The 16,156-nt window shown below is 41.8% G+C and carries 15 protein-coding genes; 4 read left to right on the top strand and 11 right to left on the bottom strand.

The annotated features are described in order from the left end of the window. Positions 1-13: 13 nt before the first annotated feature. Entirely contained in the window at positions 14-3,349 is a 3,336-nt protein-coding gene (gene dnaE, locus MHH23_RS07195; protein ID WP_340959161.1) for a DNA polymerase III subunit alpha, read from the bottom strand. Between the two features lie 137 nt (positions 3,350-3,486). Here dnaE and MHH23_RS07190 point away from each other — a divergent pair, with 137 nt between their 5' ends. The 3 genes from MHH23_RS07190 to MHH23_RS07180 all read left to right on the top strand — a co-directional run bounded on the left by MHH23_RS07190 (position 3,487) and on the right by MHH23_RS07180 (position 4,623). After that, positions 3,487-3,828 (top strand): YtrH family sporulation protein, encoded by a 342-nt coding sequence (locus tag MHH23_RS07190; RefSeq protein WP_007501717.1) that lies wholly within the window; start codon positions 3,487-3,489, stop codon positions 3,826-3,828. After that, positions 3,825-4,328, top strand: a complete 504-nt coding sequence (gene ytrI, locus MHH23_RS07185) for a sporulation membrane protein YtrI (protein WP_007501718.1) — start codon at positions 3,825-3,827, stop codon at positions 4,326-4,328. The genes MHH23_RS07190 and ytrI overlap by 4 nt, the downstream gene beginning before the upstream one ends. Positions 4,329-4,437: 109 nt before the next feature. Next, positions 4,438-4,623 carry a hypothetical protein gene (locus tag MHH23_RS07180; protein ID WP_008346082.1) on the top strand — a complete coding sequence of 62 codons (186 nt, stop codon included), beginning with the start codon at positions 4,438-4,440 and terminating at the stop codon, positions 4,621-4,623. A gap of 49 nt (positions 4,624-4,672) precedes the next feature. Here the strand turns inward: MHH23_RS07180 and MHH23_RS07175 are convergent, their stop codons facing one another. Beyond that, a complete protein-coding gene (locus MHH23_RS07175) occupies positions 4,673-5,614 on the bottom strand; it encodes a DHH family phosphoesterase (protein WP_025207776.1) in 942 nt (313 codons plus the stop codon). 147 nt (positions 5,615-5,761) lie between these two features. Here MHH23_RS07175 and MHH23_RS07170 point away from each other — a divergent pair, with 147 nt between their 5' ends. Next, entirely contained in the window at positions 5,762-6,064 is a 303-nt protein-coding gene (locus MHH23_RS07170; RefSeq protein ID WP_003216665.1) for a YtpI family protein, read from the top strand. 201 nt (positions 6,065-6,265) lie between these two features. Here MHH23_RS07170 and MHH23_RS07165 read toward each other — a convergent pair whose 3' ends face one another. From MHH23_RS07165 to MHH23_RS07125, 9 genes are all read right to left on the bottom strand, one after another. Next, entirely contained in the window at positions 6,266-7,588 is a 1,323-nt protein-coding gene (locus MHH23_RS07165; RefSeq protein ID WP_017358275.1) for a CBS domain-containing protein, read from the bottom strand. Positions 7,589-7,732: 144 nt separating this feature from the next. After that, positions 7,733-8,416 (bottom strand): metal-dependent hydrolase, encoded by a 684-nt coding sequence (locus MHH23_RS07160; RefSeq protein WP_024718665.1) that lies wholly within the window; start codon positions 8,414-8,416, stop codon positions 7,733-7,735. 66 nt (positions 8,417-8,482) lie between these two features. Continuing rightward, entirely contained in the window at positions 8,483-9,238 is a 756-nt protein-coding gene (locus tag MHH23_RS07155) for an SDR family oxidoreductase (protein WP_008343153.1), read from the bottom strand. A 95-nt stretch (positions 9,239-9,333) separates the two neighbouring features. Beyond that, the gene (locus MHH23_RS07150; RefSeq protein ID WP_340959159.1) at positions 9,334-10,239 is read right to left on the bottom strand and encodes an aminoglycoside phosphotransferase family protein; all 906 of its coding nucleotides are present in this window, start codon (positions 10,237-10,239) and stop codon (positions 9,334-9,336) included. A 117-nt stretch (positions 10,240-10,356) separates the two neighbouring features. Continuing rightward, positions 10,357-11,730: an argininosuccinate lyase gene (argH, locus tag MHH23_RS07145; protein ID WP_008343150.1), complete on the bottom strand. Its 1,374-nt coding sequence runs from the start codon at positions 11,728-11,730 to the stop codon at positions 10,357-10,359. After that, a complete protein-coding gene (locus MHH23_RS07140; RefSeq protein ID WP_243824399.1) occupies positions 11,727-12,938 on the bottom strand; it encodes an argininosuccinate synthase in 1,212 nt (403 codons plus the stop codon). The genes argH and MHH23_RS07140 overlap by 4 nt, the downstream gene beginning before the upstream one ends. A gap of 173 nt (positions 12,939-13,111) precedes the next feature. Next, complete coding sequence (locus MHH23_RS07135; RefSeq protein WP_024718668.1) at positions 13,112-13,627, bottom strand: MogA/MoaB family molybdenum cofactor biosynthesis protein; 516 nt, start codon at positions 13,625-13,627, stop codon at positions 13,112-13,114. Between the two features lie 99 nt (positions 13,628-13,726). Continuing rightward, positions 13,727-14,911, bottom strand: a complete 1,185-nt coding sequence (locus MHH23_RS07130) for an acetate kinase (protein ID WP_024718669.1) — start codon at positions 14,909-14,911, stop codon at positions 13,727-13,729. A 229-nt stretch (positions 14,912-15,140) separates the two neighbouring features. After that, positions 15,141-16,115: a class I SAM-dependent methyltransferase gene (locus MHH23_RS07125; protein WP_050827548.1), complete on the bottom strand. Its 975-nt coding sequence runs from the start codon at positions 16,113-16,115 to the stop codon at positions 15,141-15,143. Positions 16,116-16,156: the final 41 nt, after the last annotated feature.

The following is a 16,156-nucleotide window of genomic DNA, read 5'->3' as shown; positions in this document are numbered from 1 at the left end:
AGACGATTTGTCATCATTTAATCACAACGTTTTGTTCACCTAGCAGCTCTTTTAACTGGAAAATGACCGCATGATCTGCATGAACTTTGTATGCATCTGGAAGTCTCATCGTCTTTTTTTGCTTTTCATAATACAAATAGACATCTGCTTCTCCCCTGTGCATGGAGATTACTCGCTTCACTTGTTCTAGCAGCTCCTGCGTATGGTTCTCTTCTTTGACTCGAATGTAGACAGATTCTTTTCTTTTAGAGCCCATCTCTTCCAGTAGAACAGCTTCTTGTACGATGATTTGACTGCTCTCATTTCTGACATCTATTCTGCCTTCAACATAAAGCATTGCGCCCTCCTCAAGTAAGGGGGACAGCTTTCTAAATTGCTCTGGAAAGACGACACCTTCCATTTCTCCCGTTTCATCCCCGAATGTGACAAATGCCATCGATTGTCCATTTTTTGTCCGAATCGATTTCACCTTTGTCAAAAGGCCACCCATTGAGATCTTTCGCTTTATATAGGAAGAAAGTCTGATGATTTCCACTGCACCATTCTCTCTTAAGCGATCTCGATACGCTTGTACTGGGTGATTTGATAAATATAACCCGAGTGCTTCTTTCTCAAATTGCAAAAGATCGACAAGCGGCATTTCGTCTATCTCCGCATATTTTAACTCAAGTGGGAAGGTTGTATCCCCAAGAAAGTCCAGCTGATCCTCAGGTGTTAAAAATGACACATGGTCTAACGCAATATCTATCGATGCTAATAACGAAGCACGATTTGGATGAAGCTCATCCATTGCCCCTGAGAAAATGAGGGCTTCAATCGTTTTTCGGTTGACACTCTTTGTTGATACCCTTGCGCAAAAATCAAATAAATCTTCAAATGGCTTTTCCTGTCTTGCTCTGTATATATCCTTTACAGCTGACACTCCGACATTTTTAATCGCTCTTAAGCTGTAGCGGATCTCCCCTTTTTCAACCGTGAATGGAAATTCGCTCTTATTAATAGAAGGCTTCAACACCGATATCCCTTTTTCCTTTGCCTCATAGAAATATTGAGCCACTTTGTCTTCATTTCCAATCACACTCGTTAAAAGACCGCACATAAAATATAACGGATAATGCGCTTTTAAATAAGCAAGCTGAAAGCCGATCATGCTATATGCAACAGCATGGCTTCTATTAAAACCATAGTTTGCAAATTTGACGATTAAGTCATAAACGTCATTTGCAATGTTAACAGGATACTCCTTTTTTAGGCATCCTTCAACAAAATGGCTTCGCTCTTCATCAAGCACCTTTTTATCCTTCTTTGAAACGGCTCTTCTTAGTAGATCGGCCTCGCCCAGCTTAAAGCCTGCCATCTTTGCTGCAATCAGCATGATTTGCTCCTGATAGACGATGACCCCATATGTATCCTTTAAGATGTCATACAAATCTGGATGCGGGTAGGAGACTTTCACTCTGCCATGCTTTCGGTCGATAAAGAGCGGGATATTCTCCATCGGCCCCGGGCGGTATAAGGCATTGACAGCCACGATATCTTCTAGACTAGAAGGTTTCAGTCGCCTCAGCACCTGACGCATACCTTGTGACTCCAGCTGGAAAATCCCCGTTGTATCTCCTGCTGATAACAAATCAAACGTTTTCTGATCTTCATATGAAATGTCACTAAAGTTAATGTGGACGTTTTCCTGTCTTTCAATCTGGTTTTTAATGGATTCAATTAATGTTAAGTTTCTCAAACCTAAAAAATCCATTTTTAAAAGACCGAGATCTTCTAAATAATTCATCGCATATTGCGTCAAATACACTCCATCATGCCCTTCTTGAATAGGCACGACTTGTGTGAGCGGCTCCTCACTTAGGACAACGCCGGCTGCATGTGTTGACGTATGTCTTGGTAATCCTTCTACCTTTAAAGCGGTTTGAAACACTCTTTGCAGCTCTTCAGATTGCTGGAGCAGTGTTTTTAATTCTGAGGAGACTGTCACCGCTTCTTTCAGTGTCGTCCCTGGCTTTGATGGGATGAGCTTTGCAAGGCGGTCTGCTGCTTTTGAATCAATTCCCATCACACGTCCGACATCTCTTAAAGCTGCCTTAGCGGCAAGTGTTCCAAACGTGACAATTTGCGCCACATGCATATCCCCATATTTGTCTTTTACATATGAAATGATTTCATCTCTTCTCGTGTCAGGAAAATCGATATCTATATCTGGCATGCTGATGCGTTCAGGATTTAAAAAACGCTCAAATAAAAGCCCGTGACGGATCGGATCGACATCTGTAATAAACAGAACATACGCAACTAAAGAGCCTGCTGCTGATCCCCTGCCAGGACCTGTGACAATGCCATGATCATGAGCATACTTCATAAAATCCCACACAACGAGGAAATAATCACTGAAATTCATTTTTTGAATGATGCTCAGCTCATACTCAAGCCTTTTGATATATGTGTCATTTGAAGCAATCTGTCTTCGTTTCATGCCTTCTTGGCACACTCTTCGTAAAAATTGATCAGCTGTTGATTGATCAGGCGTCGGATAGGTTGGCAGTTTCGTCTGGCCAAGATTTAAATCGACCTCGCAGCGGTTTGCAATCTCAACCGTTCTTGCCAGCAATTCTGGATCATCACCATACCACTTCATCATTTCTTCGATCGATCTGAAATGCTTGTCTACTTGGTCTTCCTCAATTTCTGATAGCTGCTGGCCTGCTTTAATGGCTTTTAAACATGTATATGCGGTTTTGTCCTCTTGATGGATATAGTGGACGTCACCTGTTGCCACAAGCGGGATGTTCGCCCTTTTTGAGAGTTCCCTGAGCTTATGAGACAGCTCTTCGTCCTGCTGAAACGGCTGAACGGCTAAATACACATGTTCCTCACCAAAAAGATCTTTTAAATGGCTGGCTGCATCCCTTGCTTCATCTAGCTGATCATGTTGCAGCAGCGTTTCAATATAGCCGGATACGCCTGGTGTGATGGCAATAAGGCCATGATGATAGGCTTTCAGCCATTTCTCTTTCAGGCCGGTTTTTGACTTTGATTTCAAGACACTGCTAATTTTGATCAAGTTTTGATAGCCTTCATTGTTTTTGGCAAGGAGGATCAAAGGATAAGCCTCTGTCTCTTGTTCATCTATGAAGACAGAAGCTGTTAAACCGATAATCGGCTTGATGCCATGTGTTTTACATTCCTTATAAAATTCAACCGTTCCATACATCACATGGTCATCGGTAAGAGCGAGCGCTTGATAGCCAAGTTCTTTCGCCTTTAATACGAGCTCCTTGACCTTCGCTGCACTGCTCAACAAGCTGTATCCACTGTGGACCTGAAGATGAACATAGGACATGCTTAATCCACTCCTTTCGTCTAAATTCATTCTTTCATTATAAAACGCGATGCGGTGAGAAACAAATGTTCTTTCTTTTCCGCTCGTTCATACTTGTCCAGCATTCGCCATATATTGAATAGAGTGAGGTGGGAAAAATGGATGTGAAGGAAGCCTTTATTCCAAACTTTATTAGCTGTTATTTTATCGCACTAGGGGTTATTTTGGGCGGTGCCATTATAGGCGGGGTAGGTGCATATTTATCTGGTCAGCCGCCGCTATCAATTATTTCAAGTCTTGCCAACCGCTTAAAAATTTGGGCACTTGTTGCGGCAATCGGTGGAACTTTTGATGCGGTCTATAGTTTTGAAAGAGGGATTTTCGAAGGGAACACACGTGATATTTTCAAGCAGATCTTGCTCATTATCTCTGCTATGGGCGGTGCGCAAACGGGGTATCTCCTGATTACGTGGCTCACACAGGAGCATGTATCATCATGAGGGTGCCTGAGCTGTATAAACGTCCAGGCTGGCAGCGTTTTTTTGCTGGGATGATGTTCGGCGCAATTATCAGCTGGCTGATTTTTCTCTTTACGTATGGCACCTTTCAGGAGAAGCAGGTGACACTGCTCAGAAGCCAGCAGCACCATATGGACAGTCTGAAAGAACAAATCACACTCTATCGGGAAGATTTGCATAAATTAAATGAAGACAATAAGCAGCGTCTGCTTATTCAGAGCGTAGACGTTCACCTCGTCAACCGTGAGCAGTACAAAATCCCGGAGCCAGATACCTTGAAATTTGAAGATCAGGTGAAAGAAGATATCTCAGAGGTGATCACAAAGGATATTGAAAGTGTCTATAAAACAAAAGAGCTCTTAAAACGGACCGTGGAAAATAAAGAATATACGATTAGAGAAAAGGCATACCGGGCCAAAGTCACCGAACTGACCATCTATACAAAGCTTTCGCTTGAAGTACGTATTTCCTTTGCTGAATAATAGATGATGTGGAATTTTTATGAATTTCTGCACTCAATGATCGCTTTTCACTTGTTATTTTTATACACTAAAAGAAGAACGAGATGATCATAAGAAAGAGGTGAGAACAATGGAGGTTTACAGCTATCGTCAAATGGCACGAGACAAAGCAAGCCGGATTAAAGACGGCATGTGTGCTTATGCTGAGACAGAAATGATGGCCCATTTAATTAAAAAAGAATTAAAGCATCAAAATCTCCAAGCCTATGAAGATTCAACTGACATCGGCTGCTGGTTTATCCCTGTATCCAAGTAACCCTTTTCTCAAAGCTCAAAAAAAGAGAGGGGGACTTGAAGCCCCTCTCTCACGATGATGATTTACATACTTCTTCTAAATCACGCAAAATCTCATCTGCAACTGCCCAATCATATATGGACGCACCGGCTGCAAGCGGGTGACCTCCGCCATGATATTTTTTAGCAATGGTGTTAATGACGACGCCTTTTGAGCGGAATCTCACACGAATCTGATCGTTCTCTTCCACAAAAAAGACCCATGCCTTAATCCCTGCAATATTTCCAAGTGTCCCAACAAGCTGTGAGGCTTGCTGCGCTGTTGTTTGGAACGACTCCAAAATGTCACGTTTAATAAAAACAGAAGCTACGCCATTCTCTGATAAAGAGATATGTTGAAAAATATAGCCATTTAATTTCACGACATTCAAATCCGTCTCATACAATTGATTGAAAAGGTCTGATGATGAAAACGGATATTCGATGAGTTCACCCGCATATTTGAGTGTCTTTTTCGTTGTGTTTGGGAAAAGGAAACGGCCTGTGTCTCCTACAATGCCGGCATAAATGAGTTCTGCCGCCTTTGTATTCAGCTGATATCCTTCTTCTTTCCCCTCTAAATACAGCTCATAAATCATTTCACTGACAGAGCTTGCTTCTGTATCAACCCAAAGCAAATCACCATACGGATCTTCATTCGGATGATGATCAATTTTCATCAGTTTATCGCCCATTGAATAGCGCTGATCATCAATTCTTGCTTGATTCGCAGTGTCACAGACAATGACAAGGGCACCTTTGTACACTTCATCCGGCACGTCATCTAATTCATATAAAAATGAAAGAGATGGCTCAGGGGTTCCTGTTGCATAAATATTTTTTTCTGGATAGGTGGCACGCAAGATTTCCGTAAGGCCGCACTGCGATCCATATGCGTCTGGATCGGGTCTTACATGTCTATGAATGATGATGGTGTCATATAATGATATGGTTCTAATCAGTTCTTTTTTCATAAATACTCCTTCTTATGCGATACTCTTTTTATTATTAAATCATAATCTACCCAGACAGAAAAGTGAGGAATAGACAATTTATTCTAGTAAGCAAGCCTATTTACGTTTAAAATAGGGTTGTAACCACTTACAATGGAGGCTTGGCACATGCTTGTTTTGATTGTGTTTATTATTTGTTCTGCCATGTTTTATTTATACTACAAAGCAAAGAATGTCCGTACGAACCGGCCGGTCGAAAAGAAATTCTGGTCTGCCAAATCAAGTATGGCACTTGGCTGCTTTGTCCTGCTCTTCGGTGTGAATCAATTATTTTTAAACCGCTCGTCACTCGCATTTGTCATTGGGTTTATTTTTGTTGCAGTTGGTATCGGCAGTACATGGGCCGGATATAAAGCCTATAAGCACTATCTTCCGCTCTTTTTAAAGGAAGGCGAAAAAGACCACGCATAATAGAGAAAGGGCTAAAATGAACTTGATTTTAGCCCTTTCTCTTCTTTTCAGCGTGTTAGAAAACCTTTGCAGTCTAGGAAGGACAGCTACTTTTACGGAGCGAATTTGTCATTCGTGAGCACCAGCACGCAGGACTGATAAAGAATACGAGGGTTTGTTTACACGCTGAAAGGGCGCATTCATGCCGCCCTTTTTTGCCATTTATCCTCTCTCCATCAGCTGCACCATCAACATCGCTTTGCCTACAATATTTGACTGATGGTAAACTTCCACTTCCAGCTTTCCAAACTTGCGCCCAACTTCTAAAATATTCGGTTTGATCTGTATCGTGGATTCCATTTGAACCGGTTTTAAGAAATAGACAGAAAGACTTTCTACAATTAGTTCGCCTTTTTTATGAGACTTTAAGAAGCGGTTGGCTGATTCGATTAAAATTTGTGTAAACACACCATACGAAATATTACCAAGTTGATTTGTCATTTGTGGTGAGACTTCATATTGGTACACCGCATCTGTTTTTGGTTTTTCTGTCTCAGTCTCCTTAAATCCTCGTGACACGACATCATCCAACTTTTCACCGACCTGCGGCTGCTTTTGAATCATTTGCAGCGCCTTCAGCACGTCCTGACGGCTAATCATCCCAATCAGCTTCGCATGATCATTTACAACTGGCAGTACCTCAATACCTTCCCACACCATCATTTGTGCAGCTGAAGCGACAGATGTTTTGCCAATAACGGTCAGCGGATTTTTTGTCATCACCTTTTCAATCGGTGTAGAACGGTCATGGCCTGCAATATCCTTTGAGGTCAAAATGCCGTGAATTTTCATTTGATCGTCTGCTACCGGGAACCGGCCGTGCCCGGTTTCATAATTCTTTTCATACCATTTCTCAAGTTTGTCTTCTGGCGATAAATAGACGGTCCGTTCAATTGGCGTTAAAATATCCTCCACAAGCACAATTTCTTTTTTAATCAACTGGTCATAAATGGCCCGGTTAATGAGAGCCGCTACGGTAAATGTATCGTAGCTTGTTGATAAAATGGGCAGCTCAAGCTCATCTGCGAGCTGAATAATTTCATCATCTGTTGAGAATCCGCCCGTGACCAGCACAGCCGCTCCCGCCTCTAATGCTTGCCGGTGAGCATTGATTCGGTTTCCGACGATTAACAGGTTGCCTGCTGCTGTGTATCGCATCATCGCATCCAGTTCCATTGCACCGATGACAAATTTATTTAACGTTTTATGTAAGCCGGCTCGTCCGCCAAGTACCTGACCATCAATGACATTGACGACTTCCGCATATGTCAGCTTTTCAATATTTTCTTTTTTCTTCTGTTCAATTCGAATGGTACCGACTCGTTCAATGGTGCTCACGAACCCTTTATTTTCAGCATCCTTAATAGCCCGGTAAGCCGTGCCTTCACTGACTTTCATTTCTTTCGCTATACGCCGGACAGAAATTTTCTCTCCGACATCCAATGAATCAATATACGATAAAATTTGCTCATGCTTTGTCGCCAATCCCGTTCACCCTTTTTGTTTTCAGCGTTTTCATCTATATTTCATTATAAAGGCAGGAGGCTTTTAATAGCAATTTGTCTTTTACACGAGCACGATACAGGCAAATAAAAAAGCCGGTAGAGTGCCGGCTTTTCTTTCTATTGATTATATCTCGATGGATTCTCCGCTGTTTAATACGTGACCCACGCCGCCATGCAAGCTGTCTGCAAACGCATGAGGATCTTGCTCAATCGGCGGGAATGTACTGTAATGAATCGGTACGACTTGTTTCGCACGAAGCCACTCTGCTGCGATTCTTGCATCGTCTGGTCCCATTGTGAAGTTATCACCTATTGGCAGGAAGGCGAGCTCAATATGATTCAGCTCCCCAATGAGTTTCATATCCGAGAAGAGAGCCGTGTCTCCAGCATGATAAATTGTTTTGCCTTCAGCAGTAAATAAAATACCGGATGGCATACCTGTATACGTAATCGTTTTGGATTCTTCATCAATGACCGCTGAGCCATGGAACGCTTGCGTCAGCTTGACTTTACCAAATTCAAATTCACGTCCGCCGCCAATAGAAAGCGGGTGTGTTTTCACCCCTTGCCAGCCTAAATAAGTGGCAAGTTCGAATGGCGCAATCACGAGTGCGTCATTGTTTTTAGCGATTTCAATCGTGTCTCCGACGTGATCTCCATGCCCGTGCGTGAGCAAAATCACATCTGCTTTCACATCTTGCGGTTTGATATCCGTGTGCTTATTTCCATTTAAAAATGGATCAATCCAAATATGGTATCCGTTTGTTTCAATGTGTACGACTGAATGTCCATGATATGTAGCTTTCATGTAAATAAATCCACCTTTCGAATTTGATCTCATTTTGTCTATTCCCTCTATAAAAAGCTGAAAAACTTAGTGCCTGTGAATTACATTAAGACCACCTGTTGCTTCAATGACGGTTCCTGTAATGAGGTCTGAACGGTCATCACATAGAAATGAAATGATACGACCGATATCCTCACCTGTCCCAGACCGACCAATCGGTGTTTCATCGTCTTTTATCTGACGTGCTTCCTCTATCGTTGATTCTTTCATGTCTCCAACGATTTTGCCTGGACACACCATATTAGCGGTGATGCCGTTTTCGGCTTCTTCAATCGCAATGGTTTTCGTCAATGACGCAAGGCCCACTTTTGCCGCTCCGAAAGCTGATCTGTGCATCCAGCCTGGCGCATGGTCTGCTCCTTGGAAGCCATATGTGATAATCCGGCCAAAGCCTTGTTTTCTCATCATAGGGATCACCATTCGGAACAAATGGAACACTGCGGATAGGTTGCCTTCCATCATTTGATACCATTCGTCTTCAGAGTAATCCGCGAGTTTTTTTCGTTCAAAAATATAAGGTCCAGCATTATTGATCAAGGCGTCAATCCGCCCAAATCGCTCTGCTGCTAGCTCGACCATGTTTTTTAAATCTTCTTTGTTTGTTACATCGCCTTGGACAAATTGAAGCTTTTCTTCGTATTCTTGCAGTTCTTCTTTCATCTGCCGGACAGCTTCATCATCACTTCGATAATTCACTGTCACAGAATACCCCATATTCAGTAAAGACTCGGTGACTTTCCTGCCAAGTCCTTTAGAACCCGCTGTTATTAATGCGTGTCGCACACAATCTCCTCCTAAAGCAAAGGTTGCAAGTTCATGTGTTTCTTTTGTTATCTTTACTTTACTATAAACCGGCTCCCTTCGCACTTTTGAACCCTTTAACAGTGAGGGGAAAAACGTATAGGGTGATTCATCCACTTTTTCATATCCCATGAACCATGGATATCGAGAAGCAGCGAAACAAACCGATAGCATTCTCTCACCTCATGAAGCTGGCGAGGAAGCGGGCAAATCTCTTCATACCCTAATTGAACCGCTTGTGCAGCTTCTTTCGTCAAAAGGTATTCGAGTGCAATCAAATCAAACGCAGCTGGTCCAAATACGACATATTCCGTATCAATTAGACTTGTCACTTGATCATCGTCTTCAATATATTGCGATGGGTCTAAATCAATTAAAATGAGACTGGCTGCATCAGGAGGACTTAGCTTTTCAAGCTTTTGCTGCACCTTTTCTGCATAATTCTGATATTCAGGCTGATCAGCGTAATAGTGGCTGATGAGTTTGGAAACTGCCTTTTTTAACAGCGCATGGAATTCTCTCAAATGTCTCTTTTCTCCCCCGTATACTGCACCGAAAAAATTTGTTTGATATGAATGAAGATGCGCTAGTTTCCTCCCGTAATCCCTATAGAATTGTGCTGAACGGCCCTCAAAAGATGTTAAAGGGATTCCTTCTACTTTTTCCATGACATAAAAGTGTTTCCCCGCCTTCTTCACTTTACGAACAACTTTCGGAATATGAAAGGAATTCGCATGAGCCAGCTTTTTATTGATTTCATCAAGATGCTCCTGTACAGTACGGGCATCTACTCCATAAATCATCTTGATCCCATACACAAATTCACTTTCTTCTCTTGCAGTTTTAGGAGATTTCACTACATATTCCGTCTGGTCTTGTAAGGAAATCAGCCACACATCATTAGCCCGGCCGTCGTATGGTTCTCCTAACGTTTTCACTGATACGATAGGCTGATCAAACAAAGCCTGAAGCGTTTTCTTCATGAACTGTTGTCACTCCTTATTCAGCTTGACACTGGTATGCTTTCATTTTCTCCAGTGAAGATCAATCTCCTTTTTCCCATGAAAAAACCATCCGTATAAACGAATGGTTTTGGCGAATTATGCTAGGCAGGCTTTTGCTTTTTCTAAAGCGAGCTGAATTTGTTTAAATCCAGTTCCACCTGCACTTGTTCTTTTTTCAACAGCAACATACGGATCAAGAACAGTGTAAATATCTTGTTCAAAGAGGCCGCTTGCTTCTGTAAATGTTTCAAATGGAAGGTCACTTAAATAGATGCCTTTTTGAATGCATGTATACACAAGCTTCCCAACGATTTCGTGTGCTTCACGGAATGGCATACCTTTTTTCGCAAGGTAGTCTGCCACTTCGGTCGCATTTGAGAAATCTTCTTTTGTTGCTTTTTTCATGACATCTTCGTTCACTGTCATCGTTTGAATCATGCCTGTGAAGATTTGCAGGCTACCAGCGATCGTTTTCACCGTATCAAACATGCCTTCTTTATCTTCTTGCAAGTCTTTGTTATACGTAAGCGGCAAGCCTTTCATTATCGTGAGCAGCCCCATCAGGTTGCCATATACCCTGCCTGTTTTTCCGCGGATCAATTCAGCCATATCCGGGTTTTTCTTTTGCGGCATCATGCTGCTGCCTGTTGCATACGTGTCATCAAGCTCAATGAATTTGAATTCTTGAGAGCACCATAAAATGATTTCTTCACAAAGACGTGAGAGGTGCATCATCACAAGACTGCTATTAGACAAGAACTCTAAAATGAAATCCCGATCACTCACGCCATCAAGGCTGTTCTCGTAAATATGGTCAAAGCCAAGAAGCTCTGCTGTATATTCACGATCAATTGGGAATGTCGTTCCTGCTAACGCCCCGCACCCAAGTGGTGACACATTAATCCGCTTCAATGAATCTTGAAAACGCGCTTTGTCCCGCTCAAGCATCCAAAAGTAGGCGAGCATATGATGAGCAAAGGAGATAGGCTGTGCACGCTGTAAGTGCGTATATCCTGGAAAAATCGTTTCAACGTGCTGTTCAGCTTTTTCTACAAGCACTGTTTGAAAAGAAGAGATCAGCTCAATGATATGCTCTACTTGGTTATTCAAATATAAATGCATATCGGTTGCGACCTGATCATTCCGGCTTCTCGCTGTGTGCAATTTGCCGCCAAGCGGACCAATCTCATCAATGAGCATTTTTTCAAGGTTTAAATGAATGTCCTCATAATCTACTGAGAAATCGAGTTCATCCGCCTCTGCCTTTTTCATGAGCGTATTCAGTCCGTCTTTGATTGCAGCGGCCTCCTCATCGCCGATGATACCGCATTTATTCAGCATACTTGCATGGGCAAGGGAGCCGGTCAGATCTTCTTTGACTAATTGTTTGTCGAAATGAATGGATGCACCAAACTCATCGACCCATTTTTCTGGTGTTTTTTGAAATCGGCCTCCCCAAAGCTTTTTCATGCTTTAACCTGCTCCTTTTTGTTCACGATGCTGTTTACTTTTGTTGGTAAACCCCAAAGGTTAATAAATCCTACAGCTGCATCATGATCGAATTCATCTGCTTTTGTATAAGTTGCTAGATTTTCATCATAAAGTGAATATGGTGATTTACGTCCTTCTACAATGGCATGGCCTTTAAATAGTTTCACACGCACAACACCTGTTACGTTCTTTTGCGTTTCTTGTAAGAATGCATCTAGTGCTGATTTAAGTGGTGAGAACCATAAGCCGTTGTATATTAATTCAGCCATTTTTTGTTCAACGATTGGCTTAAAGTGTGCTACTTCTTTAACAAGCGTTAAGTCTTCAAGTTCTTTGTGTGCTTTTAATAGGGTAACTGCACCTGGGCACTCATACACTTCACGAGATTTGATTCCAACAAGACGGTTTTCAACATGATCGATTCTGCCTACACCATGCTGGCCAGCAACTTCATTTAAATGAAGGATGAGATCAGATAATGAATACTGGATTCCGTCAATGGCTGTTGGTTTTCCTTTTTCAAACGTGATTTCAATGATTTCAGGTGTGTCTGGTGTTTTTTCAAGTGGATTTGTCAGATCATAAGCACCTTCTGGCGGCGCTGCCCAAGGATCTTCTAAAATACCACATTCGTTACTTCTGCCCCAAAGGTTTTGGTCAATTGAATATGGGCTGTCTAAGTTAATCGGAATTGGAATCCCGTGCTTTTGTGCATAGTCGATTTCTTCATCACGAGACCATTTCCATTCACGCACTGGTGCAAGAACTTCTAGGTCTGGATTCAATGCTTTGATTGATACTTCAAAACGAACTTGGTCGTTTCCTTTACCTGTACATCCGTGTGCAACGGCTACGGCATTTTCTTTCTCTGCGACTTCCACTAACTTTTTGGCAATGAGCGGACGAGATAGTGCAGACACGAGTGGGTATTTCCCTTCATACATCGTGTGTGCTTGCAGTGCAACAAGTGCAAATTCTTCAGCAAACTCTTCTTTTGCGTCGATCATGTAAGATTGAACAGCTCCGACTTGAAGTGCTTTTTGTTGAACGAATGCTAAATCTTTTCCTTCACCTACGTCCAGGCAGCAAGCAACAACTTCGTAACCTTGCTCCTGTAACCATTTAACTGCAACAGAGGTATCAAGACCTCCGGAATATGCTAATACGACTTTTTTATTTTGTGACATGTTTGAAAAGCTCCTCTCGCTTGTTTTGATTCTGTGAATGTTTTTTGCATAAAAATAAGTTTTAATTTATAAACATGCATTTAGTATGTATACACTGTAACAAGGAAAAATTGTTTTTTCAACCCCTTTATGAAAAAAACTCTGCCAAATTTTCTTGGCAGAGTCATTTTGGGCTATTTTTGATCTTTTTCAAGCTCTCGCAAGACATGAGGAAGCTCTGGAATAATGAGTTTGGTCATGGCTAACCGAACTGCTCCGGTAGAGCCTGGTGTGGCAAAAACGGCTTTTTGGTTAATCACCCCTGCCGTCGCTCTAGATAAGATAGCGGCTGATCCAATATCTTCTGTATAGCTCAGCATGCGAAAAATTTCTCCAAAGCCCGGCAGCTCTTTTGAGAAAAGAGGAGTAATGGATTCAATCGTGACGTCCCTTGCTGCAATACCAGTTCCCCCGTTTAACAAGACGGCATCAATCTTCGCTTCACTTGTTCCTTCTAAAACGGCGTCTTGAATCGCTCCAATATGATCTTTCACAATATCGTATGCAAGAATAAGGTGCCCTTGTTCTTTGAGCAAATCAATCATCAGACGGCCGCTTTTATCTGTTTCTTTTGTCCTTGTATCACTGACGGTAATGACTTTTACATGAAGCCTCGTTTTCGCTTCGCGTTTATGTTCTTCGACGCTCATATCTTCACACCGCTCCTTTCATATTGCCTCACATTATAGCATGCTGATTTCAATAGAAAAAAGCCCTTTTCCGCTGAGGAAAAGAGCTTCAAAAGGATGTTACGCTAAACGCATAACGTCTCTTGCAATCATAACTTCTTCGTTCGTTGGAATCACGATGACTTTTACAGGAGAGTGAGGGTAGCTGATGAATGCTTCTTCGCCTCTCATGTTGTTAAGAGATGGATCCCAATATACGCCCATGAATTCTAGACCACGAAGTACACGTGCTCTCACTTCTGAGCTGTTTTCACCGATTCCAGCTGTGAAGATGATGGCATCTACACCATTCATTCTCGCTGCATAAGAACCGATGTATTTATGAATACGGCTTGCAAAAATATCTAGTGCTACTTCAGCACGGTCGTTTCCTTCTTCTGTCGCTTCTTCGATATCACGAAGGTCACTTGAAAGACCAGACACACCTAAAAGACCACTCTTCTTATTCAAAGTAGAAAGTACTTCTTCAGCTGTATGTCCTGTTTTCTCCATAATAAATGGAATAAGGGCAGGGTCAATGTTACCTGAACGTGTTCCCATTGCAACACCCGCAAGTGGTGTGAAGCCCATTGACGTATCGATTGATTTTCCGCCTTCAACTGCTGCGATACTTGCACCATTTCCAAGGTGGCAAGAAATCAAACGAAGCTCTTCAAGAGGACGGCCTAATAGCTCTGCTGCACGCTCTGTTACGAACTTATGGCTTGTCCCGTGGAATCCGTATTTACGAATACCAAAGTTTTTGTAGTAGTCGTACGGAAGGCTGTATAGGTAAGACTGCTCTGGCATTGTTTGGTGGAACGCTGTATCGAATACAGCAATCGCTGGTACGTCAGGCAGAATTTGTTTGAATGCTTTGATTCCTACAACGTTTGCAGGGTTGTGAAGTGGTGCAAGCTCTGAAAGCTGATCAATGTCTTTGATGACTTCATCTGTTAAAACAACAGAATCGCTGAATTTTTCTCCGCCGTGAACGACGCGGTGTCCTACGCCATCAATTTCATTAAAGTCTTTGATGATGTTAAATTCAATTAGTTTTTCAAGCAGCATTTTAACCGCTACTGCATGATCTGGAATATCTGTGACTTCTGTTTTCTTTTCTCCATCTACAGAAATCGTGAAGATACTGTTGTCCATTCCGATTCTTTCAACAAGACCTTTTGTTAAAACGGTTTCTTCTGGCATGTCGAACAATTGGAATTTAAGAGATGAGCTTCCTGCGTTGATTGCAATAATTTTGGACATTACTGTCGCTCCTTTTACTCAGTTGTTATATAAGGTTTCACGTTTTTTCGGTGCTATATTCAACCTGTTTGAACGGGTCTTTTATAGTTTAACGATAAGTCCGAAAAATATCTGACTTTTTCATTTAAACATTGAAAACTTTGCATTTCAAGTACACCTTCGAACTGTTACCGCTTACATCAATAAGTCGTTATTTTCTGAATAATAAAATAGCCAGACATCACTCTGGCTATTCTTTCGTTTCTTTTTCTTCTATAAACCATTGGTCTAATTTTCTCATGACGCCAACCATTGCTTCTTTCTGTGAGAAAGATGGCAGATTGGCAAATAGCATACGTTTCGGTGCTTCGAGCCCCTCTTTTTTCTTTTGCATCACAAATAAGCTTTTGGCATGCTTTTTGTCTTTGAACATAGAGACTGGCAGCTGAATTAACGCATTCATATATGCATGTTCTTTGATGAAATCCTTTAATTGTACGCTTTCTTTTCCTTCAAACAAATCATTTGGAATGATGAAGAATAAGAAGCCGCCTTCTTTCGTGTAACGAAGACTTTGTTCAATGAATAAATAATGCGCAAAGGAATGACCTTCTTTTGCCTTTAATTCATAGTCTTTAGCGCGCTCATCATTTGGATAATACCCGACAGGAAGACTGCATACAGCAACATCTGCTGGTGAGATAAGAAGCGGCTCAAGGCTATCCTGGTGGAAAAGCTCTACTTCTTTTTCTTCTAAGTTCGCTTGTGCCCACGCAATTTTAATGAGCACGTCATCAATTTCAGAGGCAAAACCGCGTGTTGTTTCTGCTGTTACATTGTTGAGGACCGCAAGCAGTAAATTCCCTGTTCCCGCTGCTGGATCAAAGACAACCAGTTCTTTTTGTCCTTCTAAAAATTTATTGACCAAATAGCTGACAAACAGACCAATTGTATCAGGTGTCATCTGCCGGTTTGGATGTGAAATATCCTTTTGTCCTTTTAATACGGCGAGCTGAAACGCTTTACGAATCTGCTCATGATCATAAGAGGCGAAATCTGCTTTCTCTATTAAATCTTTTAGTAAACCGTTTCGATCATTTGCCTGGAAAAAGGCTTCTCCTGCTTCTGCCAATGCTTCAATATAGGAAATGTTCTGTTCCTTTTTTAAACGAATTGAAGCTGTATCGAGCAGCTCAAAAATCGTACTCACTTGATCTTTCTGCAATGCTTTTCTCTCCTCGCTTTGTTAAAAGCTATATGTTCTCA

Origin of the sequence: Bacillus sp. FSL K6-3458, from assembly GCF_038005045.1 — a bacterium.
In the GTDB taxonomy this organism is placed as follows: domain Bacteria; phylum Bacillota; class Bacilli; order Bacillales; family Bacillaceae; genus Bacillus; species Bacillus altitudinis.
This window is presented reverse-complemented; position numbering and strand designations above follow the sequence as displayed.

What these genes read in the sequence shown, in the direction of transcription:
- MHH23_RS07180 (WP_008346082.1), top strand. Translation starts at nt 4,438, where the DNA reads ATGGAGGTTTACAGCTATCGTCAAATGGCACGAGACAAAGCAAGCCGG.
- MHH23_RS07160 (WP_024718665.1), bottom strand. Translation starts at nt 8,416, where the DNA reads ATGAAAGCTACATATCATGGACATTCAGTCGTACACATTGAAACAAAC.
- MHH23_RS07170 (WP_003216665.1), top strand. Translation starts at nt 5,762, where the DNA reads ATGCTTGTTTTGATTGTGTTTATTATTTGTTCTGCCATGTTTTATTTA.
- dnaE (WP_340959161.1), bottom strand. Translation starts at nt 3,349, where the DNA reads ATGTCCTATGTTCATCTTCAGGTCCACAGTGGATACAGCTTGTTGAGC.
- MHH23_RS07130 (WP_024718669.1), bottom strand. Translation starts at nt 14,911, where the DNA reads ATGTCCAAAATTATTGCAATCAACGCAGGAAGCTCATCTCTTAAATTC.
- MHH23_RS07150 (WP_340959159.1), bottom strand. Translation starts at nt 10,239, where the DNA reads ATGAAGAAAACGCTTCAGGCTTTGTTTGATCAGCCTATCGTATCAGTG.
- ytrI (WP_007501718.1), top strand. Translation starts at nt 3,825, where the DNA reads ATGAGGGTGCCTGAGCTGTATAAACGTCCAGGCTGGCAGCGTTTTTTT.
- argH (WP_008343150.1), bottom strand. Translation starts at nt 11,730, where the DNA reads ATGAAAAAGCTTTGGGGAGGCCGATTTCAAAAAACACCAGAAAAATGG.
- MHH23_RS07175 (WP_025207776.1), bottom strand. Translation starts at nt 5,614, where the DNA reads ATGAAAAAAGAACTGATTAGAACCATATCATTATATGACACCATCATC.
- MHH23_RS07140 (WP_243824399.1), bottom strand. Translation starts at nt 12,938, where the DNA reads ATGTCACAAAATAAAAAAGTCGTATTAGCATATTCCGGAGGTCTTGAT.
- MHH23_RS07135 (WP_024718668.1), bottom strand. Translation starts at nt 13,627, where the DNA reads ATGAGCGTCGAAGAACATAAACGCGAAGCGAAAACGAGGCTTCATGTA.
- MHH23_RS07190 (WP_007501717.1), top strand. Translation starts at nt 3,487, where the DNA reads ATGGATGTGAAGGAAGCCTTTATTCCAAACTTTATTAGCTGTTATTTT.